Below are 25,019 nucleotides of genomic sequence, written 5' to 3' on the forward strand. Positions count from 1 at the left end.
GGCAGAAGGATGAACGCAATTATGGTTTCGCGTAAAGCGGATGATGATCAGAGCGGTGCGGCCTTGCGCCGCGTACGGCTGGACGATATCGCGACCCGTTGCGGCACCTCGCTCAGCACCGTTTCGCGCGCGCTCTCGGGCGAGAAGGGGGTAAGCGAGACGCTGCGCGCCCGCATCCAGGAGGTCGCTCGCGCCATGCGTTACACACCGGCCCAGGAGATTGGCGGCACGCGTATTGTGCTGGCGGTGTCGCAGGCGGCAATGCTCGATTACAACCGCTATCAGTTCAGCTGGTATGTGTTGCAGGGGTTAAAAGAGCGGGCAAAAGTGCTCGGCGTCGAGCTAACGACGCATGCTCTGAGCGGCCAGGATGACCCCGCCTTGCACGCGCTGCTGAGCGAACCCGACATCGGCGGCGTGCTGGCATTAACGGTGGATGACCCCGGTTTTCTCACCGCCGTGGCCGGGCTGCGCAAACCGGCAGTGCTGGTTAACAGCGAAGATCCGCTGATGCGCCTCTCCAGCGTGCTGCCCTGCAACCGCTCTGCCACGCGCATGGCCTGCGACTATCTGATTGCCCACGGGCACCAGCATATTCTGTTTCTTACCCATCCAGGCCGACGCACCATTGCGCAGCGGGAAGAGGGGTGGCGGGAAGCGATGCGTGATGCGCACCTCTCCTGCGACGAGGGCGATATTCTTACGGTGACCGACTGGCTGCCGGAGCTGGCCGAGCAGGCGGTGATGGCGTGGTTTGCGAAGGGGAAACACCCGCATACCGCGATTTTGTGCGCCAATGATTCGCTGGCGCTGGGGGCGATGCAGGGGCTGACAAAATTGGGCATCGGCGTGCCGGAGGCGGTGTCGGTGGTCGGCATGAACGATCTGCCGCAGGCGGAGTTTGCTTCCCCGGCGCTGACCACGGTGCATCTGCCGGTGCAGGAGATGGGCACCCTCGCGCTCGAGCTATTGCAGGATATGATTGCCGGTAGCGTTGAAACCCCGCGGCGGATTGAGCTGGCCTGCACGATGGTCGAGCGTCAGTCGGTAGCAAAACGGGGCGACGAAGCGTCCCCGTTTTAAGCACGAGCGGGTTAATCGAATTTCGCCCGCTCCATTTTTGGCACCAACAGCAGGTACATCACGCCCCAGGCAACCAGATAGGCGACAGAGCTAATGGCAAACAGCGCCCAGTAATTACCTGATGACTCCAGCACGGCACCAATAACCGTTGAGAAAATCACGCTGCCGATCATGCCGAAGGTGCTGCCAATCCCGACTACTGAACCGACCGCCGCGTTAGGGAAGAGATCGGAGACCGAGGTCAAAATATTCGCCGACCAGCCCTGATGCGCAGCCGCCGCCAGACCGACCAGCGCCACCGCTGCCCACAGATTATCGACCTGGGTGGCGGCAAAAATCGGCGTCACCAGGCAGGCGCAAATCAGCATCGTGGTTTTACGTGCTTTCGCCGCGCTAAAACCCATATTCATCAGCTTGCCCGGCAACCAGCCCGCGCCAAGACTGCCGACAATCGCAAACAGATAGATCACGATCAGCGGTAAACCTAAGCCCTCCATATTCAGCCCGCGCGACTCGTTAAGCCACTTCGGCAGCCAGAAGAGGAAGAACCACCAGATCGGGTCGGTCAGCATCTTGCCAAGGGCAAACGCCCACAGCTGGCGATACTTCAGCAACTGCGTCCATTTGATGGCGGAGACATTCACCGCCTCTTCTTTGTCCTGGCGGATCCACGTCAGCTCTTCCTGAGTGGCTTTATCGCTCGCTTTACCAAAGGCTAAAAACCACGGGATCAGCCAGACAAAGCCGACGCCGCCGAGGATCAGAAACGCGCCGTGCCAGCCGTAATGAATGGCGATAAAGGGGATTAATGCCGGTGAGATCACCACGCCAATGTTGACCGCTACGCCAAGAATACCGGTGGCCAGCGTACGCTCTTTTTTCGGGAACCAGTCGGAGATCACTTTCATCGCCGCCGGGAAGTTAGCCGCTTCACCCAGCCCCAAAATCACGCGCACAATCATAAAGCCGACCACGGTGCCCACCACCGCGTGCAGCATGGCGGCGGCGCTCCACACCACCATGGCAATGGCGTAGCTGATGCGGGTGCCGAGCTTGTCGATAATGCGCCCACACACCAGCGTACCGATGCCGTAAGCAATGGTGAAGGCATTCACCAGCCAGCTATATTCGATCTGCGTCCAGCCGATATCCTTTTGCAGCATCGGTGCCAGCAGGCCGAGGATCTGCCGGTCCATATAGTTGACCGTGGTGGCGAACACCAGCATGGAGCAGATCACCCACCGGTAGTTGCTTTTTGGCTTCGCCACCGCCCGGGCGGGGTTGTGGATCGCATTCGGGTTAACGTCGTTTTGCGCCGCCGCCTGTGGGCTGCGCGCCTTATCAATTTGCGTTTCCATAAACTGTCTCCCGACCCGCACGGTCACCCGCCGGGTCGTTACGCGCCAGAGGGATTAGAGAGTGAGTTCGCGGCTTTCGCCATCAACGGTCCACGTCGCCGGGTCGAGTGTGCGCCCCTGCGCCTGTACGCGTCCGTCGGCATAAAACAGCACCTCACCGTAATTCGCATCGCACACGTGCAGCGTGCCGTCGCCCAGCGTTTCAACCTGCAAACCGGCAAAGTGGCTGGCAAATTGCGCCAGCGTGGTGAGCGCGGGATCGTCATTGAGGCGGATCAGCCAGCAGGTTTCACGCCCGGAGAGGCGCACTTCGCACTCGCGGGTCGGGCCGCCATCGACCACCTCAAAAGGCTGGTTGCCGGTCAGTTGCACCATGCCTTCACCACCGCGCAGCAGAATACGCGCTGCATCGATCTGCTTCTCATCAAAGGCGCTCTGCGGCAGCCAGGCGTGGGTAAAGTCCGGTTGTCCGTCATGGGTGTTAAAGAGGACCACCGCCAGACCACGGTATTGCTGCACGCGCGGCAGCGTGCCGCACCCGCCCCAGTACGAGGGGCGACCAAAGCCACCGTGCAGGGTTTCGCCGGGGTGATTGATCCACATCTGCGCCTCAGGGCGATCGCCGACGCGCAGGTGGATCGGCGTCTCCTGATATCCCCATTCGCCCCAGCGATAGCCGGCAATCGAGCCCATCGCCGCCTGGCGTGTTTTGTAGTGATAGAGGCGAGCGATGCGGTTTGCGCCCTGGGCGAAGCACCACTCCAGCGCGCTGTCACCCTGCCAGACGGCAACCCCGGCAAGCTCTGGCGCCAGCGACAGTTTTTGCTGGCGCAGCAGCAGCGCAATTTGCGGCAGGGCGTGGAAGCGGCAGCCATAGTTGCCTTTGCCCCACAGCAGGCGGGAGAGGGCAGAGAGCTCCAGCGAGCGCCCGGCGCGTAAGGTGTATTCGTAGGAGCGCCCCTGCGAGGCGGTAAGCGTTCCCTGGTGGGCGGAACGCGCAATCTGTTCTAATAAACGGGCAATCGCGCGCTGGCTGCGGGCAATGATTTCAGCATCGTCCGCCAGCGCGGCAAGCGCGGTTAACCCTTTTAAATCAATCGGGAAATAGGGTGCCGAGTTCCACTCCGCCATTTCGCACTGCTCGAAATGATCGAGCCATGCCAGCACGCGCGTGCGCCCAGCATCGGCCTGCTCGCGCCCGCTTCGACCGCTGCGCGTAAAGGTGCTGTCGGCAAAGAAGCTGCCCGCCAGATAGGCGGCGGTGTGAAACAGCAGGGCGTGGTTTTCCGAGAAGTACCACTGCACATCATTGCCCGGCTCATCCATCCAGTAGCGGAAGTTGAGGATCGCATGATCGATTTTCGCCCGCGTGTCGGCGGCGATCTGCTCGCCCCAGGCGATACGGCACCACAGCAGCGGTACGAGAGTGAAATCCGCGCAGTCATGACACGCTTCGACCGAGGGCAGCACCCCTTCAAGCATGGCGTGAGTCTGCGCGTCGTTCATATGACAGGCCAGCCGCGCCAGCGCTTTAACGCTGCTGTATTCGCCCCGGGTCGCTACATAGTGCAGCGCTTCGTCGATGCGCGCCTGTTGGGTGGCGGGCACCTGCGCCTGCTCTTCGGCGTGGCAGATCTCCACCCCCAGCGTACGGGTGATGCGAAAGCCTGCTCTCTCTAAACTGATAACAAAATTGCGGAAATCGGCGGGCAGCGCTTCGCTCTGCGCAATCTCCACCTCCGTTTCGCCTTTCTCCAGCGTTGCCGAAAGTTCGACTGGCCTGTCTAAGGAGATAAAATCCCCGACGACGCGAATGGCAAGATGCAGGGTCTCCGCTGCCGGTTGCGGGAAGCGCAGACGCACCGGGCCGGAGGTATAGGTCGCCTGATCAAAGGAGATGCCGTCGAGCAGCTGCTCCATATGGCGGGTCATCTCGCCACCGATCGGCGTCGGCAGTGTAACTTGCAGCGGCGCGCCCTGTAAGTAGTCGAGCTGGAAGAAGAAGCGAATATCGCGCTCGGCCAGATCGTCAAACCAGACGGTAATCTCGTTTAACCCGGCGTTAAGCGTGACCGTAAACTCAAATACGCTCTCGAGGTTACGCTGGTAATCCGCCTTCCACGCCACCTCTTTACCGTTCACCGACACCACCGCTGCCCCGCAGGTGGTCAGGCGAAAGGTGTGCTCGCCTGGCTCTTCTGCCACAAAGTGACTTGTTGCCAGCGCGCCGACGCGCGTCGGGCGAAACCAGAAGCCGGAGAGATCGACGCGATCCGAGCCAAACGGAAACCACCAGCTTGTCATTGCGGTCTCGCCAAATGGCGTCGGCTTTTTGCCAGCGAAATCGCGCTGGAATTCCGTGCGGCACGGGTAGGTGTGGGGAATAAAGTTTTTATGTTTACTTAAAAAGAAAAAGGGATCCATTTCGCCCTGCATTGGCTGGTCAGCCACATCATAGGGCAGGGAAGAAATGGGCGATAATTGCCAGTAGCGCACGGCGTTATTTATCGCGAGTGGAAAATAACAATAATTCTCTTGCGGCGTTGTCATTATTTTCTCCAGGTACAGAGCTGTTGTTTTATTTATTTTCTGTCAGACGCAGACCTTCGCTGAGGCATAAAATTGCCAGCGCCTGGCCATAGCCCGTCGGTTGTAGGGGAATATCCTTATAAAATTGCAGGGTTCTGCCCATGCGCGTGCCGTAAGAGACATTGTGTACGGTGCCGCGGCTATCAATATTATTTTGCACGGCGGCCAGCGCTTTTAATCCCGCCGCTTTCCAGCGTGCATCGCCAATGCCGAGCCGTGCGCCTTTTAACAGACCATAACCAAACCCGGCGGTGGCGGAGATCTCTTCATAGGAGTCGGGGTGATCGAGCAGGGTGTGCCATGCGCCGCTCTCCGCTTGCAGATCCAGCAGGGTGTTAACCTGTGCTTTCAGGCACTCAAGCAGGTAGTCGCGCACGCCGCCGCCGAGATCGGTAAGTTCAATAAACTCCAGAATGCCGACGGTGATCCAGGCATTACCGCGCGCCCAGCGGGCATTGGCGAAGTTGCTCTTTTCGGCGAAGCTCCAGCCGTGAAACCACAACCCGGTGTGCGGATCGTTAAGATAGCGGGCGTGGAGCAGGAATTGGCGCACCGCTTCATCCACCAGCTCCTGGCGGCCGGAAACGGTGCCGTAATGGCCGAGAAACAGCACCACCATAAACAGCGTATCGTCCCAGATCTCCTGCTCGTTGATGCCGTCGGAGACCACATGTTGAAAGCCGCGCTCCGGCGTGCGCGGCAATTCGCTCATCACGCGATCGGCCCAGGCATCCAGCACCTGCTGATAGCGCGGGTTACGGTGATGAGACCAGAAGAGCGACAGCGGCAGCATCGGTGCGGTGGTGTTGATATTAAGCGGCGGCAGCCCTTTGGCGATATTCTCCTCAAACCAGCGGTCGATTTGGTTATAAATGTCATCCCGCCGCGTAAATTCCCACAGCCTGACCATGCCAAATAACCCGACGCCCTGCGGCCACTCCCAGCTGGTAAAGGAAATATAATCCCCCGGCGTGCCGTCGAGATTTGGCTCATTAAATTTTCCCTCATCTTTTAATGAGGTAAAGCCCTGCAATAATAAATTTAATTGATCACTTAATGTGCGCATTTGCATATTTAATCCCACGCTGAAAATTATTTTATGCGTTGATTAAATCACTTTGATTTTTTAATGCGCAATACGAAAAAATTTTGCGTTTTTGAATTGTGAGCCATGCGGTAATTCTTAATCGAGGGGCTTTACAGGAATAGAAGATAAAACAATAGGTTAATGAAATAATGTTTTAATTTTTCATGGAGGGCGCAAAAATTTTGCGCGCAGGGGGTGAAAAGCAAAAAAACGGGGGCATTCGCCCCCGTTTTTCTTAACCCATCGCGCTTTCGCGTAGCCGGGTTTTCAGCTTGCTGTACTCATCAATGACATACTGCTCGGCGGCGCGCTGATCGGCGATCGGCTCAATGCGCACGGCGCAGTATTTATACTCCGGCGTTTTGGTTATCGGGCTTAAGTTCTCCGTCACCAGCTCGTTACAGGCACCGATCCACCACTGGTAGGTCATATACACCGCCCCTTTGTTCGGGCGATCGCTGACCTGCGCGCGGGTGATGATTTTGCCTTTGCGCGAGTTAACCCACACCAGCGCTTCATCTTCAATGCCCAGCCTTGCGGCGTCGGCCGTGTTGATCTGCGCATAGCCCGGTTCATCCGCCAGCGCGGCGAGCGCGGCGCAGTTGCCGGTCATCGAGCGGCAGGAGTAGTGGCCCACTTCGCGCACGGTGGAGAGCACCATCGGATACTCCTCGGTGAGTTTATCCATCGGCGCGACCCAGTCGCAGGTGAAGAACTGCGCCTTGCCATTCGGCGTATCGAACTGCTCTTTAAACAGATACGACGTGCCCTGATCGGCCTCTGACTCATCGCGACACGGCCACTGGATGTAGCCCAGCTCACCCATTTTTTCATAGGTGGCACCATAGAAGTCCGGGCACAAATGACGCAGCTCGTCCCAAATCTCCTGCGTGTTGCGGTAGTGCATCGGGTAGCCCATGCGGGTGGCGATCTCGCTGATGATTTGCCAGTCCGTTTTCAGATCCCACTTCGGCTCGACGGCTTTAAAGAAGCGCTGGAAGCCGCGATCCGCTGCGGTGTAGACCCCTTCATGTTCGCCCCATGAGGTCGAAGGCAGGATGACATCCGCCGCCGAGGCGGTTTTGGTCATAAAGATATCCTGCACAATCACCAGCTCCAGCCCCTCAAACGCTTTACGCACCGCCGACAGCTCGGCATCCGTTTGCAGCGGATCTTCGCCCATGATGTAGGCGGCGCGCACTTCGCCATGCTCCACGCGGTGCGGCAGTTCGCTGATGCGATAGCCGGTATGTGCCGGTAAGCTCTCCACGCCCCAGGCTTTGGCAAACTTCTCGCGGTGGGCCTCCTCTTTCACGTACTGGTAGCCAGGGAAGGTGTCCGGCAGCGCGCCCATATCGCAGGCACCCTGCACGTTATTCTGCCCGCGCACCGGGTTGACGCCAACGTGCGCTTTGCCAAGGTTACCGGTGAGCATCGCCAGGCTGGTCAGCGAGCGCACGGTCTCCACGCCCTGGTAGAACTGGGTGACGCCCATGCCCCAGAGGATGGCGGCGGTTTTCGCCCCGGCGTACATGCGCGCGGCCTGGCGAATCTGCTGGGCGCTGACGCCGGTCACCTCTTCAACCGACTCCGGCGTATAACCTTCAACGATCTTGCGATACTCCCCGAACCCTTCAGTACGGCTGGCGACAAACGCCTCGTCGTAGAGTTTTTCCTCAATAATCACATGGCCCATCGCATTCAGCAGGGCAATGTTAGAACCGTTTTTCAATGCGACATGCAGATCGGCGATGCGCGCGGTTTCAATTTTACGCGGATCGCAGACGATGATTTTCGCCCCGTTTTGCTTCGCGCGAATCACATGATTGGCGACGATCGGGTGCGAATCCGCCGGGTTGTACCCAAAGATAAAGACTAAATCGGTGTTATCGATTTCATTGATGGCATTACTCATTGCGCCATTACCGACCGACTGGTGCAGACCTGCAACCGAGGGGCCGTGTCAGACACGCGCGCAGCAGTCAACGTTATTGGTACCAATAACGGCGCGCGCGAATTTTTGCATGATGTAGTTGGTTTCGTTGCCGGTGCCGCGCGATGAGCCGGTGGTCTGGATCGCATCGGGGCCATATTTTGCTTTGATCTCGCTCAGACGGCTGGCGACATAATCGAGCGCCTCCTCCCAGGAGACCGACTCCAGTTTGCCGCCGCGCTGGCGGCGAATCATCGGGGTTTTCAGGCGCGGCGTCAGGATCTGGGTATCGTTAATGAAATCCCAGCCGTAATAGCCTTTCAGGCAGAGGGTTCCCTGGTTGGTTTTCCCCTGCGCTGCTTCCGCCCGAACGATTTTGCCGTTATCGACCACGAGGTGAATCTTGCATCCCGAGGCGCAATACGGGCAAACCGTGACGACTTTTTCCATCACTTTCGCTCCAGTTAAAAAATTGCGTTTCCGCTGTCGCTCCCGGTTATGCATCTTTTATGCCATCGCAATGCAGAGGGGCGTGAGGGGATATTACGGCGCAAAAGCGAGCAAAATAGTGACGAAGCGCAGTCCATCGTCAAATGTGACGTGTCGAAAGGCGAGGGGGATGTGACCGCGCTTAAAAAATCAGCATTTATTCACTGCATTTATTAAAGGCAGCCAACAGAATAGATAAGAGTGAGTAACGCGAGCCTGTGGAAGCGAATAATGAAACCTGCGATCCTGGTGGTAGATGACGATACAGCGGTATGTGCGCTGCTGGAGGATGTGCTGAGCGAGCACGTCTTTACGGTTCATCTTTGCCATAACGGACTGGATGCGATCACGCTTTGCGCGCAGCACCCGGAGATTGCGCTGGTGCTGCTGGATATGGTGCTGCCCGATATCAATGGCCTGCGCGTATTGCAGCAGTTGCAAAAAATTCGCCCTGCGCTGCCGGTAGTGATGCTGACGGGGATGGGCAGCGAAGCGGATGTGGTGGTCGGCCTGGAGATGGGCGCGGATGACTATATCGGCAAACCGTTTAACGCCCGCGTGCTGGTGGCGCGCGTCAACGCCGTGCTGCGCCGTACCGGCGTACTGGCGGCTGAAACAGCTCCAGCGAAAAGCGGTGGTTTTGCGTTTAACGGCTGGCATCTTGACCCGATACGCTGTGAGTTGATCAACCCGCAGCAGCAGGTAGTCGATTTAACGCAAGGGGAGTACAGCCTGCTGCTGGCGCTGGTGCAAAATGCGCGGCGCGTGCTGAACCGCGAGCAGCTTTTAACCCTGACGCACAGTGAAAGTGTGGAGGTGTTTGACCGCACCATTGATGTGTTGATTATGCGCCTGCGGCGCAAGATTGAGGTCAACCCGCATCAGCCAGCGCTTATCAAAACGCTGCGCGGCCTGGGGTATGTGTTTGCCGCCGATGTCGTGCAGGGCGAGAAAGCCGCCTAGGCTCTTTTTTGCCGGATGGCGGCTGCGCCTTATCCGGCCTACGCCGTTCCAGTAACACCGAACCCCATCCGGCACATGCCGTTCCAGTAACACCGAACGAAATGCGGCAATCATACAATCTCGCACCATATCGGTTTTGTAGGCCGGATAAGCGCAGCGCCATCCGGCATGCGGTGCCGCATGGAGCACACCGCCGGATGGCGGCTACGCCTTCTCCGTCTTGGGCCGCTTCAGCAACCCCATCCGGCAATCGTTACCCGTTACCCTTTCATCCACATGCGGATGCCGTCGAGGAACATCTGCGTGGCGAGCATCACCAGGATCAGCCCCATCAACCGCTCCAGCGCGTTCACCCCTTTCTCGCCCAGCAGGCGCAAAAAGAGCGACGACTGCAACAGAATCGCCACCGTGCCGCCCCAGGCGATCAGCAGCGCAATCACTAAATGCCCCATCTGATTCGGGTATTGATGCGACAGCAGCATCAGCGTCGCCAGCAGCGTCGGGCCAGCAACCAGCGGGATCGCCAGCGGCACGATAAACGGCTCCTCCCCGGCGGGCAGGCCAGAGCTACTGCCGGTTGGGCTGGGGAAAATCATCTTGATAGCAATCAAAAAGAGAATAATGCCGCCGGAGATCGACACCGTTTCGGCGCGCAGGCTGAGGACAGAAAGAATTTTCTCGCCGGCGAAGAGGAAAATAAACATCACCAGCAGCGCAATAAGCAGCTCGCGGATCATAATCGCGCGGCGGCGTTTTGGCTCGGTGTGTTTTAACACCGACATAAATATCGGCAGGTTGCCCAGCGGATCCATTATTAATATCAACAATACGGCGGCAGAGATGATTTCATTCATTGATTATTATTCCGGACATTTGCGGCGAAAATGGCGTAATTAGCGGCATTTCTAACGCAGTGGCGATCATTGATTAATTTCACTTGCGACTTTGGCTGCATTTTGTAATGTGGAGCGATGTCCAGTTATCGCTGGCTCGCATACACAGCACACATCTTCGCAGGAACTCGTTATGAAAAATGTTGGTTTTATCGGCTGGCGCGGTATGGTCGGCTCCGTCCTCATGCAACGCATGGTTGAAGAGCATGATTTTGACGCCATTCGCCCTGTTTTTTTCTCTACTTCCCAGCTCGGCCAGCCCGCGCCCGCGTTTGCAGGCCAGGCGACCGGCACCCTTCAGGATGCGTTCGATCTGGAGGCGCTGAAGGCGCTCGACATCATTGTCACCTGCCAGGGCGGCGATTATACCAACGAAATCTATCCAAAGCTTCGTGAAAGCGGTTGGCAGGGTTACTGGATTGATGCCGCTTCGTCGCTGCGCATGAAAGATGACGCGATCATTATTCTCGACCCGGTAAACCAGGACGTCATCACCGACGGGCTGAATAAAGGCATCAAAACCTTTGTCGGCGGTAACTGTACCGTCAGCCTGATGCTGATGTCCCTCGGCGGCCTGTTCGCCAACGATCTCATCGAGTGGGTATCGGTCGCCACTTACCAGGCCGCGTCTGGCGGCGGTGCGCGCCATATGCGTGAACTGCTGACGCAGATGGGCCAGCTGCATCACCACGTGGCTACCGAACTGGAAAACCCGGCCTCGGCCATTCTCGATATTGAACGCAAAGTGACGGCGCTGACCCGCAGCGGCGATCTCAGCACCGAGAACTTCGGCGTGCCGCTGGCCGGTAGCCTGATCCCATGGATCGACAAACAGCTCGATAACGGCCAGAGCCGTGAAGAGTGGAAAGGGCAGGCGGAAACCAACAAAATTCTTAACCCCGCGTCAGCCATTCCGGTTGATGGCCTCTGCGTGCGCATCGGCGCGCTGCGCTGCCACAGCCAGGCCTTCACCCTCAAACTGAAAAAAGATGTTTCTATCCCGACTATCGAAGAGCTGCTGGCGGCACACAACCCGTGGGCGAAAGTGGTGCCGAACGATCGTGAGATCTCGATGCGCGAGCTGACGCCTGCCGCCGTCACCGGCACGCTGACCACTCCGGTTGGCCGTCTGCGCAAGCTGAACATGGGGCCGGAGTACCTCTCCGCCTTTACCGTCGGCGACCAGTTACTCTGGGGTGCCGCAGAGCCGCTGCGACGCATGCTGCGCCAGCTGGCGTAGAACAATCCTCCTTATAAGGGTGCTTCGGCACCCTTTTTTTTGATCTTTTTAAATGAAATTAAAAGATGGGCGTTTATTTTCCCAGAAGTCTGAAAGCGTTGGCTATGCTTTAGGCTGGGTGTCTTACATTTTGCCTGAAAGTGGAACGGAGCAATCAGATTGCACATGACGTGCGGCACCGTTCAGGTTCAAAAGAGTATCGCAACCGCACGCAATGGCGGTGGAAGAGGCGATAACACAACAACAGGATGAGAACCATGTCTGTTCATGTTGATAAAGACGTGATTAATGCGCTTATTGTCGGCCATTTTGCCGATCCATTTTCTGTTCTCGGAATGCACCGTACCGATGCGGGTCTGGAAGTTCGCGCCCTTTTACCCGACGCCACGGAAGTGTGGGTGATTGAAACCAAAACCGGGCGTAAAGTGGCAAAACTGGAGTGTATCGACTCCCGCGGCTTTTTCAGCGGCATCGTGCCGCGCCGCAAAAATCCCTTTAATTATCAGTTTGCCGTCTTCTGGCACGGCCAACAGAATCTGATTGATGACCCTTACCGTTTCGGCCCATTAATTCAGGAGATGGATGCCTGGCTGCTGAGTGAAGGCACCCACCTGCGTCCCTATGAGACCCTGGGTGCCCACGCCGATACGATGGATGGCGTCGTCGGCACGCGCTTCTCCGTCTGGGCACCGAACGCGCGGCGCGTGTCGGTGGTCGGTCAGTTCAACTTCTGGGATGGCCGCCGTCACCCGATGCGCCTGCGCCGCGAAAGCGGTATCTGGGAGTTATTTATTCCCGGCGCGCTCAACGGCCAGCTCTATAAATTCGAATTACTCGATGCGAACGGTCATTTGCGTATCAAATCTGACCCTTACGCCTTCGAAGCGCAGATGCGCCCCGACAGCGCCTCGCTGATTTGCGGTCTGCCGGGTAAAAAAACGCAGAGCGAAGAGCGCAAGCAGGCGAATAATTTCGATGCGCCTATCAGTATTTATGAGGTGCATCTTGGCTCCTGGCGACGCCATACGGATAACAACTTCTGGCTCAGCTACCGTGAATTAGCCGACCAACTGGTGCCTTACGCCAAGTGGATGGGCTTTACCCACCTTGAACTGCTGCCGATCAACGAACATCCGTTTGATGGCAGCTGGGGTTATCAGCCTACCGGGATGTATGCGCCGACGCGCCGTTTCGGCACGCGCGACGACTTCCTGCACTTTATCCATACCGCGCATGCCGCCGGTCTTGGCGTGATCCTCGACTGGGTGCCGGGCCACTTCCCGTCCGATGATTTTGGTCTGGCAGAGTTTGACGGCACGCACCTCTACGAGCACAGCGATCCGCGCGAAGGGTATCATCAGGACTGGAACACGCTGATTTACAACTATGGCCGCCGGGAAGTGAGCAACTACCTGGTCGGTAACGCCCTCTACTGGATTGAACGCTTCGGCATTGACGCGCTGCGCGTCGATGCGGTGGCGTCGATGATCTACCGCGATTACAGCCGCAAAGAGGGCGAGTGGGTGCCAAACGAATATGGCGGCCGCGAAAACCTCGAAGCGATTAAGTTCCTGCGCGACACCAACCGCATTATCGGCGAGCTGGCCCCGGGCGCAGTGACGATGGCAGAAGAGTCGACGGATTTCCCCGGCGTGTCGCGCCCGCCATCAGGCGGCGGTCTTGGCTTCTGGTACAAGTGGAACCTCGGCTGGATGCACGACACGCTCGACTATATGAAGCTCGACCCGATCTACCGCAAGTATCACCACCATAAGCTCACCTTCGGCATGGTCTACAACCACACCGAGAACTTTATTCTGCCGCTCTCCCATGACGAAGTGGTGCACGGCAAGAAGTCGATTCTCGATCGTATGCCGGGCGACGCGTGGCAGAAGTTCGCCAACCTGCGCGCCTATTACGCCTGGATGTGGGCCTTCCCCGGCAAGAAACTGATGTTTATGGGCTGCGAGTTTGCTCAGGGCCGCGAGTGGAACCACGACAGCAGCCTCGACTGGCATCTGCTGGAAGGTGACGACAACTGGCATCACGGCGTACAGCGCCTGGTGCGCGATATGAACACCCTCTATCGTCACCATAAGCCGCTGCATGAAATGGACTTTGACTCCTACGGCTTCGAGTGGCTGGTGGTAGATGATGAAGAAGCGTCAGTGTTTGCTTTTGTCCGCCGCGACAAAGCAGGCAACGAAATTATCGTCGTCAGCAACTTTACGCCGGTCTCGCGTCCGGGATACCGCCTCGGTATCAACCAGCCGGGACGCTGGCGCGAAGTGTTGAACAGCGACTCGATGCACTACCACGGCAGCAACACCGGCAACGGTGGCCTGGTGCAGAGCGACGAGATTGCCAACCGCGGGCGTGACAACTCGCTGCTGCTCAACCTGCCGCCGCTCGGCACAATCTGGCTGGTGCGGGAGGGGGAATGATCTCCCTGACGGCCGGCTCCGCGAGCCCGCTCGGCGCAGAAGTGCAGAGCGGGGGCGTCAACTTTAGCCTCTTCTCAGCCCATGCTGAGCGCGTGGAGCTGTGCCTGTTCGACGCCGAAGGCAATGAGCAGCGCGTCGATCTCCCGGCGCGCACGGGCGATATCTGGCACGGTTTTCTTCCCGGCGCGAAAGCGGGCCAGCGCTACGGTTATCGCGTGCATGGCCCGTGGCAACCGGCGCAGGGGCACCGCTTTAACCCGGCGAAACTGCTGCTCGATCCCTGCGCGCGGCGCGTGGAGGGCGAGGCGGTAGATAGCCCGCTGTTCCACGCCGGTTTTGACCAACCCGATCCCCACGACAGCGCGCCGCTCGGCTTACGCAGCGTGGTGGTCAACGACGCGTTTGACTGGGAAGAGGATAAAGCGCCGCGCACGCCGTGGGGCAATAGCGTCATTTATGAAGCCCATGTCAAAGGGCTGACCTGGCTGCACCCGGACATTCCGCACGAGATCCGCGGCACCTATAAAGCGCTCGCGCATCCGGTGATGATCGCCTGGTTTAAACAGCTGGGCATCACCGCCCTCGAACTGCTGCCCATCGCCCATTTTGCTCACGAGCAGCGCCTGCAACGCCTCGGGCTGAGTAACTACTGGGGCTACAACCCGCTGGCGCTTTTTGCGCTGCATCCGGCTTACGCCCACGATCCTGAGCAGGAGATTAACGAGTTCCGCGCGGCGGTGAAAGCGCTGCACGAAGCGGGCATCGAAGTGATCCTCGATATTGTGCTTAACCACAGCGCTGAGACGGACCTTGCCGGCCCGACCTTCAGCCAGCGCGGAATCGACAACCGTAGCTACTATTGGATCAGCGAAGATGGCGATTACCACAACTGGACCGGCTGCGGTAACACCCTCAATTTAAGCCAGCCTGGGGTGGTGGAGTATGCCCACGCCTGCCTGCGCTACTGGGTCGAGACGTTTCACATTGACGGCTTCCGCTTTGATCTTGCCCCGGTAATGGGGCGCACACCGGAATTTAACCCGCAGGCACCGCTGTTTGCGGCGATTCAAAACGATCCGTTGCTGCGCGATTTGAAGCTGATTGCTGAGCCGTGGGACATCGGTGAAGGCGGCTATCAGGTGGGCAATTTCCCCGCACCTTTTGCCGAGTGGAATGACCATTTCCGCGACGCCGCGCGCCGCTTCTGGCTGACGGAGTCACTGCCAATGGGCGCGTTTGCCGGGCGCTTTGCCGCCTCCAGCGATCTCTTTAAACGCAACGGACGCCTGCCGTCGGCGACGGTCAATCTGGTGACGGCCCATGACGGTTTTACGCTGCGTGACTGCGTCAGCTTTAACCACAAGCACAACCAGGCCAACGGGGAAGATAACCGCGACGGCACTAACGATAACCACAGTTTCAACCACGGTGTTGAAGGGCTGGATGCCAGCGCCGATGTGATGGCGCGTCGGCGCGCAAGTCAGCATGCGCTGCTGGCGACGCTGCTGCTGTCGCAGGGGACACCGATGCTGCTGGCGGGCGACGAGATGGGCCACAGCCAGCATGGGAACAATAACGCCTACTGCCAGGATAACGCGCTGACCTGGCTCGACTGGCGCCAGGCGGATCGCGGGTTAATCGACTTTACTGCTGCGCTTATTAAAGCGCGGTCGCACATCGCCGCGCTGACGGACGATGCGTGGTGGGAAGAGGGTGACGGCAACGTCGCCTGGCTTAATCAGCATGGGCGGCCATTAACGCCGCAGGAGTGGCAGGAGGGGGCGCCTCGCCTGCAAATCCTGTTATCGAATAACTACTTACTTGTGATGAACGCCACCTCTGAATTGGCGGAAATAGCGTTACCGACCGGCGACTGGCATGCCCTGTCGCCCTTTGCCGGAGAAGAGAATCCGGTGGTGATAACTGTCTGGCAGGCACCACAGCACGGCGTGTGCCTCTTTCAGCGGTCAGATAAACGGAGTCAGTCATGGTGAGATTAGATAAGAACGACCCTACAATGTTGGCGCGCCAGCTGCCGTTAAAATCCGTCGCCCTGATTCTGGCGGGTGGACGTGGCACACGCCTGAAAGATTTAACCAAAAAACGCGCCAAGCCCGCCGTCCACTTCGGCGGCAAATTCCGCATCATCGACTTTGCGCTCTCCAACTGCATCAACTCAGGCATCCGCCGCATCGGCGTTATCACCCAGTATCAGTCCCACACGCTGATTCAGCACATCCAGCGCGGCTGGTCTTTTTTCAATAACGAGATGAACGAGTTTGTCGATCTGCTGCCTGCCCAGCAGCGCGTTCATGGCGAAAACTGGTATCGCGGCACCGCCGATGCGGTCACGCAGAACCTCGATATTATTCGCCGCTACGGCGCGGAGTACATCGTCATCCTCGCCGGTGACCATATCTATAAACAGGACTACTCGCGCATGCTGCTCGACCACGTTGAGAAGGGCGCGCAGTGTACGGTGGCCTGTTTACCGGTGCCGGTGCATGAAGCCACCGCGTTCGGCGTGATGGCGGTCGATGAGAACGACAAAGTGATCGACTTCGTCGAGAAACCGTCCAATCCGCCGAGCATGCCGGGCGATGAGACCCGCGCGCTCGCCAGTATGGGCATCTATATTTTTGACGCCGAGTACCTCTACGATCTGCTGGAAGCGGACGATAAAAACGAAAATTCCAGCCACGATTTCGGTAAAGATATTATTCCGCAAATCGTCAAATCCGGTATGGCGTTTGCCCATCCTTTCCCCTTGTCCTGCGTGCAATCCGACCCGAATTCCGAGCCTTACTGGCGCGACGTCGGCACGCTGGAAGCCTACTGGAAAACCAACCTGGATCTGGCCTCGGTCATGCCCGAACTGGACATGTACGATCAAAACTGGCCTATCCGTACCTATAATCAATCATTGCCGCCGGCGAAATTCGTGCAGGACAGATCCGGCAGCCATGGCATGACGTTGAACTCGCTGGTTTCCGGCGGCTGCGTTATTTCAGGATCGGTTGTTGTGCAGTCGGTGCTTTTCTCCCGCGTACGCATCAACTCATTTTGCAATATCGACTCGGCGGTTCTGCTGCCGGATGTCTGGGTCGGGCGCTCTTGCCGCCTGCGCCGCTGCATTATCGACAGAGCCTGCGAGATACCGGAAGGCACGGTGATTGGCGAAAACGCAGAAGAAGACGCACGACGCTTCTACCGATCGGAAGAGGGCATTGTGCTGGTTACGCGCGAAATGCTGCGCAAATTACAAGGTTGAAAGCACCACTTACATCCTTGCGCGGAAGGGGTCCGCGTGCTGTTTTTCCGTGAACGGCAACGCGAGCCGAACGGTTTTGACAGGAGCGATAATGCAGGTTTTACATGTATGTTCTGAGATGTTTCCGTTGCTGAAGACCGGTGGTCTGGCGGACGTGATTGGCGCGCTGCCCGCGGCACAAATTGCCGATGGGGTAGATACGCGCGTTCTGCTGCCTGCGTTCCCGGATATTCGCCGTGGTGTAACCGACGCAAAAGTGATCTCCCGCCGCGATACCTTCGCCGGCAAGATCTCTCTGCTCTTCGGCCACTTCAACGGGGTGGGGATCTACATGATCGATGCGCCGCACCTCTATGAGCGCCCCGGCAGCCCTTACCATGACACCAACCTGTTTGCCTATACCGATAACGTGCTGCGTTTTGCGCTGCTCGGCTGGGTCGGCAGTGAAATGGCCTGTGGCCTCGATCCCTTCTGGCGGCCGGACATCGTGCATGCGCACGACTGGCACGCCGGTCTGACGCCAGCCTATATGTCGCTGAAAGATCACTCGGCAAAATCGGTGTTTACCGTGCATAACCTTGCCTACCAGGGCATGTTTTATGCGCAGCATATGGATGACATCGATCTGCCATGGTCCTTCTTTAACATGCACGGGCTGGAGTTCAACGGCCAGATCTCCTTCCTGAAAGCGGGGCTCTACTACGCGGATCACATCACCGCCGTCAGCCCGACCTACGCGCGGGAGATCACCGAACCGCAATATGCGTATGGTATGGAAGGGTTACTGCGCCAGCGCCAGAAAGAGGGCCGCCTGAGCGGTATTCTCAACGGCGTTGACGAGAAGATTTGGGACCCGGCCACCGACCTGCTGCTCGGCGCGCGCTACACGCGTGACACGCTGGAGGAGAAGGCGGAGAACAAACGCCAGTTGCAGATCGCCATGGGACTGAAGGTGAACGACAAAGTGCCGCTGTTTGCGGTGGTGAGCCGTTTAACCAGCCAGAAAGGGCTCGATCTGGTGCTGGAAGCGCTGCCCGGCTTGCTGGAGCAGGGCGGTCAGTTAGCGCTGCTCGGCGCGGGCGATCCAGTGTTGCAAGAGGGTTTCCTCGCCGCAGCGGCAGAGCACCCCGGCCAGGTGGGCGTGCAGATTGGCTACCACGAAGCCTTTTCGCACCGCATTATGGGCGGCGCGGATGTGATTCTGGTGCCGAGCCGCTTTGAGCCGTGCGGGTTAACGCAGCTCTATGGTCTGAAATATGGCACCCTGCCGCTGGTACGACGCACCGGCGGGTTAGCCGATACTGTCTCTGACAGCTCGCTGGAGAACCTCGCCGACGGCGTGGCCAGCGGGTTTGTTTTTGAGGACAGCAACGCATTAGCGTTGCTTCGCGCGATTCGTCGTGCTTTCGTATTGTGGTCCCGTCCTTCGCTGTGGCGTTTTGTTCAGCGCCAGGCAATGGCAATGGATTTTAGCTGGCAGGTCGCAGCGCAGTCATACCGCGATCTTTACACTCGGTTGAAATAGTTTTCCAGGAATCACGCATATGAATGCTCCGTTTACCTATGCTTCACCGACACTAAGTGTCGAGGCATTGAAACACTCGATTGCCTATAAACTGATGTTCACGATCGGTAAAGATCCGGTTATCGCTAACAAACATGAGTGGCTGAACGCCACGCTGTTTGCCGTTCGCGATCGGCTGGTGGAGCGCTGGCTGCGTTCCACCCGCGCGCAGCTCTCGCAGGAGGTGCGCCAGGTCTACTACCTGTCCATGGAGTTCCTGATTGGCCGTACGCTCTCCAACGCGCTGCTCTCGCTCGGAATTTATGAGGATGTGAAAAACGCGCTGGATGAGATGGGCCTCGACCTTGAAGAGCTGATCGACGAAGAGAACGATCCCGGCTTAGGTAACGGCGGCCTCGGGCGGCTGGCAGCCTGCTTCCTCGATTCGCTGGCGACCCTCGGGCTGCCGGGGCGCGGCTACGGCATTCGCTATGATTACGGCATGTTCAAACAGAACATCGTCGAGGGGCGTCAGAAAGAGTCCCCCGATTACTGGCTGGAGTATGGCAACCCGTGGGAGTTCAAACGCCACAACACGCGCTACAAAGTGCGGTTTGGCGGGCGTATTCAGCAGGAGGGGAGAAAGAGCCGCTGGGTTGAAACCGAAGAGATCCTCGCGGTGGCCTACGACCAGATTATCCCCGGCTATGACACAGACGCGACCAATACGCTGCGTTTGTGGAACGCGCAGGCCAGTAGCGCGATTAACCTCGGTAAATTCAACCAGGGCGACTACTTCGCGGCGGTGGAGGATAAGAACCACTCCGAGAACGTCTCCCGCGTGCTCTACCCGGATGACTCGACTTACTCCGGGCGCGAGCTGCGTCTGCGCCAGGAGTACTTCCTGGTCTCGGCGACGGTGCAGGATATTCTGCATCGCCACTTCCAGCTGCATCAGACCTACAGCAATCTGGCGGACAAAATCGCCATTCACCTCAACGACACCCACCCGGTGTTGTCGATCCCGGAACTGATGCGTCTGCTGATTGACGAGCATAAGTTCGACTGGGACGAGGCGTTTGAAGTGACCTGCCAGGTCTTCTCCTACACCAACCATACGTTGATGAGCGAAGCGCTGGAGACGTGGCCGGTTGAGATGCTCGGCAAAATTCTGCCGCGCCATCTGCAAATCATTTTCGAAATTAACGACTACTTCCTGAAGACATTGCAGGAGCAGCACCCGAACGATATCGAGCTGCTGAGCCGCACGTCGATCATTGATGAGTCAAGCGGTCGCCGTGTGCGTATGGCGTGGCTGGCAGTGGTTGTGAGCCATAAAGTGAATGGCGTGTCGGAGCTGCACTCTAACCTGATGGTGCAGTCGCTGTTTGCCGATTTCGCCGCCATCTTCCCGATGCGCTTCCTTAACGTCACCAACGGCGTGACGCCGCGCCGCTGGCTGGCGCTGGCTAACCCGTCGCTCTCTGAAGTGCTGGATGAGCATATCGGCCGCACCTGGCGTACCGATCTCAGCCAGTTGAGCGAGCTTGAGCAGCATATCGACTTCCCGACGGTGAACCAGGCGGTGCGCCATGCCAAGCTGGAGAACAAAAAGCGGCTGGCGACGGTGATCGCCCAGCAGCTTAATGTGGTGGTTAACCCGAAAGCGCTGTTCGATGTGCAGATCAAACGTATTCATGAGTACAAACGTCAGCTGATGAATGTGCTGCACGTCATCACCCGCTATAACCGGATCAAGGCCGATCCGACGGCGGAGTGGGTGCCGCGCGTCAATATCTTTGCCGGTAAAGCCGCTTCAGCCTACTACATGGCGAAGCATATTATTCACCTCATCAACGATGTCGCGCAGGTGATCAACAACGATCCCGATATCGGCGATAAGCTGAAAGTGGTCTTTATCCCCAACTACAGCGTCAGCCTTGCGCAGGTGATCATTCCGGCGGCGGATCTTTCCGAGCAGATCTCGCTGGCGGGTACCGAAGCGTCGGGCACCAGTAACATGAAGTTTGCCCTTAACGGCGCGTTGACTATCGGCACGCTGGATGGCGCGAATGTGGAGATGCTGGATCACGTCGGCGAGGAGAATATCTTTATCTTTGGTAACACCGCGGATGAGGTGGAAGAGCTGCGTCGTCAGGGCTACAAACCGCGCGAGTACTATGAAAAAGATGAAGAGCTGCACCAGGTGTTAACGCAGATCGCCACCGGTCTGTTTAACCCGCAGGATCCGGGACGCTACCGCGATCTGGTCGATTCGCTGATTAACTTTGGCGACCACTACCAGGTGCTGGCGGATTTCCGCAGCTATGTCGACTGTCAGGATAAAGTGGATGCGCTCTATCAGCATCCGGAAGAGTGGACCACTAAAGCGATGCGCAATATCGCCAACATGGGCTACTTCTCCTCTGACCGCACGATCCAGGAGTACGCGGAGCATATCTGGAACATCAAGCCGGTGCGGCTTTAGCTGAAACGGCGTAGTCGCCATCCGGCGGTGTGCTGAATGTGGCACCCCATGCCGGATGGCGCTGACGCTTATCCGGCCTACAACTTCCCGATCGACGAAGGTCTAAACCGCGATATCAAGCTGTAACTCTTCGAGGGTTTTCGCGCCGTCGATGGCGTTGGCACACAACAAGCTGGCGCGAGCGCAGGCATGGGCTAACTGAATGCTGTGCGCTAACGGCCACGCTTCGTGGCAACCGTATAAAAACCCGGCGCAAAAGGCATCTCCTGCTCCGACGCTGCCGACAATCTCCGCCTGGCTTAACATCCGCGACGGGATCCACGCTCCGGCTTCATCCGGTGTTTCACCCCACGCCCCTTCCGGGCAATGGATGACAACCCGCTGTTTAACCCCTGCCGCCAAAAGCTGCGCCGCCGCGCGGCCAATATTCTCAACGTGGGGCTTATCCTGCGCGGTACGCATCGCCAGCCCGCTGAACTCGCCCGCTTCTAACTCGTTGATCACCAGATAATCCAGGTGCGGCAGGCAGGGCAGCACCAGCGGTTTATAGCGCGGGTCGCCTTTGCGCGACACCAGATCGAGCGAGGTCTCAAACCCCTGCTCGCGCATCTGCGCCAGCAGCCGCGCGCTGCGCGTGCCGTACTCCTCATCAGCTTTATCAAGGCTGTCGAGCAGCAGCAGATAGCCGAGATGGAAAATCTTCATCTCGCCGTTAAGCATCTCAAAGGCGTCGATATCCAGCAGCCGGTTGGCACCGGGCGAGTGAAAAAAGGTGCGCTGACCGGAGGGATCGGTCATCACCTGCGACATCGAGGTGGGGGCGGAAGGGGTGCGCTGCACATGCTGGCGATTGACATGGTACTGATCGAGCATCGCCATAATGTAGTCGCCGTCGCCATCTTCGCCCACCAGCCCGACCGCCTGCAGCGGCAGGCCAACGTGCATTTTCGCCAGCGTCAGCAGCACATTAAGCGGCGCGCCGCCCGTCGAGCGTTCGCTCTGGACAATCTCCGCCAGCCAGCCGCGCTCCGGCCACTGGGCAATATGATGCACATGATCCACCAGCATATTGCCGGCGGCGATAACCCCGTGGCGGGCCATCAGCACTGCCCCGCGCTGCCGAAGATGCGCATCTGCCCGGCCACCGTATCGGCAATCGCCTCTTCAACACTGAGCAGCAGCTGGGCGAACTCATCATACAGCGGCTGGCGATCTGCCATACGCTGCTCAATGGCACCGAGCGCCGCCTGCGACATGCCGGTATAGAAATTGATTTTATGAATGCCAAGCGAAATGGCGCGACGAAAATCCTCATCGCTGATGCCCGAACCGCCATGCAGCACCAGCGGCAGGCCGGTCTGCTGGCGAATGGCGTCGAGGCGGGCGAAATCGAGCTTCGGTTCGCCCTTATATTTGCCGTGCGCATTACCGATGGCGACCGCCAGCGTGTCGATGCCGGTGCGATCGACAAACTCCCGCGCCAGCGCCGGATCGGTAAAGCAGGCTTCATCGGCGTGACCATACAGCGCGCCGCCCTCATCGCCGCCAACCGCGCCTAATTCCGCCTCTACCGAGACGCCCACGGCGTGGCACATCTTCACCACTTCCCGCGTCTGGCGAATATTCTCTTCATACTCCAGCGCGGAGCCGTCGAACATAACCGAACTGAAACCGAGGCGCAGGGCGCGCACTACCGACTCAAAATGCAGGCCGTGATCGAGGTTAAGCACCACCGGAATATCGCTGCGCGCGGCTTCAAACTTCACCGCTTCGACCAGCGACTCCAGCGAAACATACTTAAAGTGCACCTCGGCAATATTGATAATAAACGGCGAGCGCTCCCGCTTGGCGGCGGCGAACAGCGCGCGCAGAAAGTGGGAGTCGAGCACGTTAAATGCGCCTAAGGCGTAGTGGTGCTCGCGCGCGTGCGCCAGCCCTGCGGCGAGAGAGATCATGGGCATAACCGCCTCCTTTACCCTAAAAAGAGTGAGTACTCATTACAGAGCACCAGATGTGCCGGTTCATCCTCCAGCACGTCGCTAAAGCGGTTCGCCGGGTTGAGGAAGTGGTTGTCGTGCTGGTCATCGTTAACCGATGAAACCTCGCCGACCAGCACATCGCCAAACCCCGGCTCGCCCCAAAAGCTATGATAAAGCCCCGGTGTGACACAAATGCTTTCCCCTGGTGAGAGGCGCAGCTGGCTGCCCGCCGCGTGCGTGTGTCGGCAGCCATCGATGACCACGGTAACGTCGCTGCTGTCAGTCTGGTGCTGCGCATCCGCGTTCCACAGTTCAATAATTAAGTTTCCGCCGCCGCGATTAATGATGTCCTCGCGCTTGCGCCAGTGCAGATGCATTGGCGTTAGCTGCCCGTCGCGCACATGCATGATCTTCTCTGCATAGCACTTGGCAAAAGGCGCGCCGTCCGGCGAGCCGTTGCGCAGGGTAAAGAGCGTCAGCCCCTCGGCGTAGAAGTTGTCGCCGCCAAAGGCGGTGACATCCCACCCCAGCTTTAGCTCGAATACTTCTCGCCACGCCTCATGATCCAGCTCGCGCCACTGGGTCGGCGCAAAACTGGCAAAAGGCGGCAGATGTACGTCGTGCTTCGAGAAGAACTGCCGTGTGTGGCCGAGAATGTCATTAATGGCAGAGCGTTTCATCGTCTCTCCGTATCGCGCTTTCCCTCCCGTGCGGGGAGGGAGAGGGCTTATTTCACCGTCCAGCCTTTGTAGTTGGCGACGCTCTGCTTATCGATCAGCGTCACCGGGATCAGCACCGGCTCTTTCGGCGCGGGCTTGCCTTGCAGAATGTCGTAACCAATCTCCACCGCGCGCGCCGCCATCACCTGCGGATCCTGCGCCGGGGTGGCAACAAACAGCGAGTTCTTACGCTTCAGCGCCTCTTCACCATCCGGGCTGCCGTCGACACCAACGATAAAGAACTCGTTACGTTGTGCCTGTTTGGCTGCCAGATCGGCCCCGATCGCTGTCGGATCGTTAATTGCGAACACGCCGTCGATTTTCGGGTTGGCGGCCAGCAGGGAGGTCATCACTTCCAGCCCGCCTTCGCGGCTGCCTTTGGCGTTCTGGTTATCAGAGAGCACCTTGATATCCGGGTGACGTTTAAATTCGGTCTGGCACCCTTCGACACGGTTCTGTACTGCGGAAACCGGCGGCCCGTTGATGATCACCACATTGCCTTTGCCTTTCAGGCGATCGGTGATGTATTTACAGGCCATTTCACCCGCCTGGGTGTTATCGGAGGTGATTGTCGCATCGGCACCTTCTGCCGCCACGTCCACCGCCACCACTACAATGCCAGCTTCTTTCGCCCGCTTAACCGCCGGGCCGATGCCTTTTGAATCCGCGGCGTTGAGGATGATCATGTCGACCTTCGCCGCGATAAAGTTATCAATCTGGCCGACCTGCTGACCGAGGTCGTAGCCGCTGGAGACCAGCGTCACTTTGACCTTATCGCCCGCCAGCTTGCGCGCTTCCAGCTCCGCGCCTTTGGTGATCTGCACAAAGAAAGGGTTGGCGAGATCACCCACCGTAACGCCGATAGATTTCAGTTCTTTCGCCTGGACGAACGGCGTCGCGGCGAGCAGGGCCGTGGCGCAGAGCGCGGTGACAAGAGGTTTAAGACGCATGCTGTAATCCTCACTTATGTTGCTGTTTT

General features: G+C 58.3%; 17 protein-coding genes. 8 read left to right on the forward strand and 9 right to left on the reverse strand.

Going from position 1 to position 25,019, the window contains the following annotated elements:
* Window positions 1–9 precede the first annotated feature (9 nt).
* The gene (locus tag IAE50_RS12245; RefSeq protein WP_232045111.1) at window positions 10–1,083 is read left to right on the forward strand and encodes a LacI family DNA-binding transcriptional regulator; all 1,074 of its coding nucleotides are present in this window, start codon (window positions 10–12) and stop codon (window positions 1,081–1,083) included.
* Between the two features lie 11 nt (window positions 1,084–1,094).
* On the opposite strand, the gene IAE50_RS12250 is transcribed toward IAE50_RS12245, so the two are convergent.
* The 4 genes from IAE50_RS12250 to fdhF all read right to left on the reverse strand — a co-directional run bounded on the left by IAE50_RS12250 (window position 1,095) and on the right by fdhF (window position 8,500).
* On the reverse strand, window positions 1,095–2,441 hold the full coding sequence (locus IAE50_RS12250) for an MFS transporter (RefSeq protein ID WP_094192994.1): 1,347 nt from the start codon (window positions 2,439–2,441) through the stop codon (window positions 1,095–1,097).
* 54 nt (window positions 2,442–2,495) lie between these two features.
* Window positions 2,496–4,991: a hypothetical protein gene (locus IAE50_RS12255; protein WP_200580366.1), complete on the reverse strand. Its 2,496-nt coding sequence runs from the start codon at window positions 4,989–4,991 to the stop codon at window positions 2,496–2,498.
* A gap of 28 nt (window positions 4,992–5,019) precedes the next feature.
* Window positions 5,020–6,102, reverse strand: coding sequence for a glycoside hydrolase family 105 protein (locus tag IAE50_RS12260; protein WP_042712702.1), 1,083 nt, complete (start codon window positions 6,100–6,102; stop codon window positions 5,020–5,022).
* A 250-nt stretch (window positions 6,103–6,352) separates the two neighbouring features.
* On the reverse strand, window positions 6,353–8,500 hold the full coding sequence (gene fdhF / locus IAE50_RS12265) for a formate dehydrogenase subunit alpha (protein ID WP_094192995.1): 2,148 nt from the start codon (window positions 8,498–8,500) through the stop codon (window positions 6,353–6,355).
* A 270-nt stretch (window positions 8,501–8,770) separates the two neighbouring features.
* Between fdhF and IAE50_RS12270 the strand changes: the two genes are divergently transcribed.
* Window positions 8,771–9,502, forward strand: a complete 732-nt coding sequence (locus tag IAE50_RS12270) for a response regulator (protein WP_200580367.1) — start codon at window positions 8,771–8,773, stop codon at window positions 9,500–9,502.
* 260 nt (window positions 9,503–9,762) lie between these two features.
* Here IAE50_RS12270 and IAE50_RS12275 read toward each other — a convergent pair whose 3' ends face one another.
* Window positions 9,763–10,356, reverse strand: coding sequence for a YhgN family NAAT transporter (locus tag IAE50_RS12275; protein ID WP_023478474.1), 594 nt, complete (start codon window positions 10,354–10,356; stop codon window positions 9,763–9,765).
* Window positions 10,357–10,528: 172 nt separating this feature from the next.
* On the opposite strand from IAE50_RS12275, the gene asd reads away from it, so the two are divergent.
* The 6 genes from asd to glgP all read left to right on the forward strand — a co-directional run bounded on the left by asd (window position 10,529) and on the right by glgP (window position 21,342).
* The gene (asd, locus tag IAE50_RS12280; RefSeq protein WP_200580368.1) at window positions 10,529–11,635 is read left to right on the forward strand and encodes an aspartate-semialdehyde dehydrogenase; all 1,107 of its coding nucleotides are present in this window, start codon (window positions 10,529–10,531) and stop codon (window positions 11,633–11,635) included.
* 257 nt (window positions 11,636–11,892) lie between these two features.
* Window positions 11,893–14,079: a 1,4-alpha-glucan branching enzyme gene (gene glgB, locus IAE50_RS12285; RefSeq protein WP_200580369.1), complete on the forward strand. Its 2,187-nt coding sequence runs from the start codon at window positions 11,893–11,895 to the stop codon at window positions 14,077–14,079.
* Window positions 14,076–16,073 (forward strand): glycogen debranching protein GlgX, encoded by a 1,998-nt coding sequence (glgX, locus tag IAE50_RS12290; RefSeq protein WP_200580370.1) that lies wholly within the window; start codon window positions 14,076–14,078, stop codon window positions 16,071–16,073. Before glgB ends, glgX begins: the two co-directional genes overlap by 4 nt.
* On the forward strand, window positions 16,067–17,350 hold the full coding sequence (glgC, locus tag IAE50_RS12295) for a glucose-1-phosphate adenylyltransferase (RefSeq protein ID WP_094419145.1): 1,284 nt from the start codon (window positions 16,067–16,069) through the stop codon (window positions 17,348–17,350). The genes glgX and glgC overlap by 7 nt, the downstream gene beginning before the upstream one ends.
* A 91-nt stretch (window positions 17,351–17,441) precedes the next feature.
* Window positions 17,442–18,875, forward strand: a complete 1,434-nt coding sequence (glgA, locus tag IAE50_RS12300; protein WP_200134515.1) for a glycogen synthase GlgA — start codon at window positions 17,442–17,444, stop codon at window positions 18,873–18,875.
* Between the two features lie 19 nt (window positions 18,876–18,894).
* The gene (glgP, locus tag IAE50_RS12305; RefSeq protein ID WP_200580371.1) at window positions 18,895–21,342 is read left to right on the forward strand and encodes a glycogen phosphorylase; all 2,448 of its coding nucleotides are present in this window, start codon (window positions 18,895–18,897) and stop codon (window positions 21,340–21,342) included.
* Between the two features lie 102 nt (window positions 21,343–21,444).
* On the opposite strand, the gene IAE50_RS12310 is transcribed toward glgP, so the two are convergent.
* Genes IAE50_RS12310 through IAE50_RS12325 form a run of 4 tightly spaced genes read right to left on the reverse strand, consistent with a single transcriptional unit; the run spans window position 21,445 to window position 24,990 of the window.
* Complete coding sequence (locus IAE50_RS12310) at window positions 21,445–22,443, reverse strand: carbohydrate kinase family protein (protein ID WP_200580372.1); 999 nt, start codon at window positions 22,441–22,443, stop codon at window positions 21,445–21,447.
* Window positions 22,443–23,303, reverse strand: coding sequence for a ketose 1,6-bisphosphate aldolase (locus IAE50_RS12315; RefSeq protein WP_023478390.1), 861 nt, complete (start codon window positions 23,301–23,303; stop codon window positions 22,443–22,445). The genes IAE50_RS12310 and IAE50_RS12315 overlap by 1 nt, the downstream gene beginning before the upstream one ends.
* Window positions 23,304–23,314: 11 nt before the next feature.
* Window positions 23,315–24,001 carry a D-lyxose/D-mannose family sugar isomerase gene (locus IAE50_RS12320; protein WP_023478366.1) on the reverse strand — a complete coding sequence of 229 codons (687 nt, stop codon included), beginning with the start codon at window positions 23,999–24,001 and terminating at the stop codon, window positions 23,315–23,317.
* A 47-nt stretch (window positions 24,002–24,048) separates the two neighbouring features.
* Window positions 24,049–24,990, reverse strand: coding sequence for an ABC transporter substrate-binding protein (locus IAE50_RS12325; protein WP_200580373.1), 942 nt, complete (start codon window positions 24,988–24,990; stop codon window positions 24,049–24,051).
* Window positions 24,991–25,019: the final 29 nt, after the last annotated feature.

This window comes from Kosakonia sp. S42 (assembly GCF_016624785.1).
GTDB classification, from domain to species: domain Bacteria; phylum Pseudomonadota; class Gammaproteobacteria; order Enterobacterales; family Enterobacteriaceae; genus Kosakonia; species Kosakonia cowanii.

Excerpts from the sequence above, each read along its gene's own strand:
- IAE50_RS12245 (WP_232045111.1), top strand. The coding sequence starts at position 10 with ATGAACGCAATTATGGTTTCGCGTAAAGCGGATGATGATCAGAGCGGT.
- IAE50_RS12250 (WP_094192994.1), bottom strand. The coding sequence starts at position 2,441 with ATGGAAACGCAAATTGATAAGGCGCGCAGCCCACAGGCGGCGGCGCAA.
- IAE50_RS12255 (WP_200580366.1), bottom strand. The coding sequence starts at position 4,991 with ATGACAACGCCGCAAGAGAATTATTGTTATTTTCCACTCGCGATAAAT.
- IAE50_RS12260 (WP_042712702.1), bottom strand. The coding sequence starts at position 6,102 with ATGCAAATGCGCACATTAAGTGATCAATTAAATTTATTATTGCAGGGC.
- IAE50_RS12270 (WP_200580367.1), top strand. The coding sequence starts at position 8,771 with ATGAAACCTGCGATCCTGGTGGTAGATGACGATACAGCGGTATGTGCG.
- IAE50_RS12275 (WP_023478474.1), bottom strand. The coding sequence starts at position 10,356 with ATGAATGAAATCATCTCTGCCGCCGTATTGTTGATATTAATAATGGAT.
- asd (WP_200580368.1), top strand. The coding sequence starts at position 10,529 with ATGAAAAATGTTGGTTTTATCGGCTGGCGCGGTATGGTCGGCTCCGTC.
- glgB (WP_200580369.1), top strand. The coding sequence starts at position 11,893 with ATGTCTGTTCATGTTGATAAAGACGTGATTAATGCGCTTATTGTCGGC.
- glgX (WP_200580370.1), top strand. The coding sequence starts at position 14,076 with ATGATCTCCCTGACGGCCGGCTCCGCGAGCCCGCTCGGCGCAGAAGTG.
- glgC (WP_094419145.1), top strand. The coding sequence starts at position 16,067 with ATGGTGAGATTAGATAAGAACGACCCTACAATGTTGGCGCGCCAGCTG.
- glgA (WP_200134515.1), top strand. The coding sequence starts at position 17,442 with ATGCAGGTTTTACATGTATGTTCTGAGATGTTTCCGTTGCTGAAGACC.
- glgP (WP_200580371.1), top strand. The coding sequence starts at position 18,895 with ATGAATGCTCCGTTTACCTATGCTTCACCGACACTAAGTGTCGAGGCA.
- IAE50_RS12310 (WP_200580372.1), bottom strand. The coding sequence starts at position 22,443 with ATGGCCCGCCACGGGGTTATCGCCGCCGGCAATATGCTGGTGGATCAT.
- IAE50_RS12315 (WP_023478390.1), bottom strand. The coding sequence starts at position 23,303 with ATGCCCATGATCTCTCTCGCCGCAGGGCTGGCGCACGCGCGCGAGCAC.
- IAE50_RS12320 (WP_023478366.1), bottom strand. The coding sequence starts at position 24,001 with ATGAAACGCTCTGCCATTAATGACATTCTCGGCCACACACGGCAGTTC.
- IAE50_RS12325 (WP_200580373.1), bottom strand. The coding sequence starts at position 24,990 with ATGCGTCTTAAACCTCTTGTCACCGCGCTCTGCGCCACGGCCCTGCTC.